A 1,271-nucleotide genomic window follows, 5' to 3' on the forward strand; every position below is an offset into this window, starting at 1 on the left:
GGGTCTGCTGCACGAGTAGGTGACAGGTTGTAGTCAAGCCGCCAGTGCGGCGGGCGTGTTCATGATGACCTCGAACTCGATCGGGGTCAAACGGCCGAGGCGGGGCTGCCGGCGTCGGCGGTGGTAGGTCCGCTCGATCCAGGTCACGATCGCGATCCGGAGCTCTTCCCGGGTCGCCCACGAGCGCCGGTTCAGGACGTTTTTCTGGAGCAGGCTGAAGAACGATTCCATGGCCGCGTTGTCGCCTGCGGCGCCGACCCGGCCCATCGATCCGACGAGGTCGTGCCGGGCCAGGGTGCGCAGCACCTTCCGGCTTCGAAACTGGCTGCCCCTATCGGAATGGACAATGCAGCCGGCGACGTCGCCGCGGCGGGCTACTGCGTGCTCGATCGCGTTCACGGCGAGGCGGGACTTCATCCGGTCGCTGATCGAGTACCCCACGATCCGGTTCGAGTACACGTCCTTGACCGCGCAGAGGTACAGCTTGCCCTCGTTCGTTCGGTGCTCGGTGATGTCGGTCAGCCAGAGCCGGTTCGGGCCGTCAGCGGTGAAGATCCGGCCGACGAGATCGTCGTGCACCGGCGGGCCGACCCGCTTGCCCTTGCCGCTCCGGCGCTTGCCGAACGCACTCCACCAGCCGTTCCCCGACGCGATCCGCCACGCGGTCCGGTCGGCCATCGCCTCACCCGCGGCACGAGCCTCGTCCGCGAGGAGCCGATGCCCGAACTCGGGATCGTCGCGGTGGGCGTCGAACAGCGCGTTCGCCCGATACGCCTCGACCACCTCAGCGTCGGTGATCGGGTTCGCCAGCCACCGGTAGTAGGGCTGGCGAGCGAGCTTGAGCACCCGGCACGTCACCGCGACAGGGATGCCCCGGTCCGCGGCGAGCTCTCTCACGAGCGGGTAGAGCCTTTTCCCGGCAGGCTCGCCTGCGACAGATACGCCGCAGCCCGGCGCAGCACCTCGTTCTCCTGCTCGAGGAGCCGGATCCGCTTGCGCGCCTCACGCAGCTCGGCCGATTCCGACCTCGTCGGGCCAGGCGCGGAACCTTCTTCGACCTTCGCGCGGTGGAGCCACTTCTGCAGCGTCATCGGATGGACCCCGAAGTCGTGCGCGATCTGCTCGATCGTCACACCGGGCTCACGGTTCCGAGCGACGCGAACCACGTCATCACGGAACTCGGACGGGTACGGCTTGGGCACAATGACATCCTTCCAGCCCACCCCGCAGGGCAAGCCAATTCAGATGTCACCTACTCGCGCAGCAGACCC

Annotated in this window: 1 protein-coding gene; it reads right to left on the reverse strand. The window is 67.7% G+C overall.

Annotated features, from left to right (window positions below; translation table 11 throughout):
• Positions 1-33 precede the first annotated feature (33 nt).
• Positions 34-1,202 (reverse strand): IS3 family transposase gene (locus ABME01_RS15610; protein ID WP_353829347.1). Its coding sequence is split into 2 segments (ribosomal slippage): positions 34-915 and positions 918-1,202, totalling 1,167 coding nucleotides; the frame shifts between segments, so codons are not numbered across the junction.
• Positions 1,203-1,271 lie beyond the last annotated feature (69 nt).

It is taken from the genome of Agromyces litoreus, assembly GCF_040496015.1.
Taxonomy (GTDB): domain Bacteria; phylum Actinomycetota; class Actinomycetes; order Actinomycetales; family Microbacteriaceae; genus Agromyces; species Agromyces litoreus.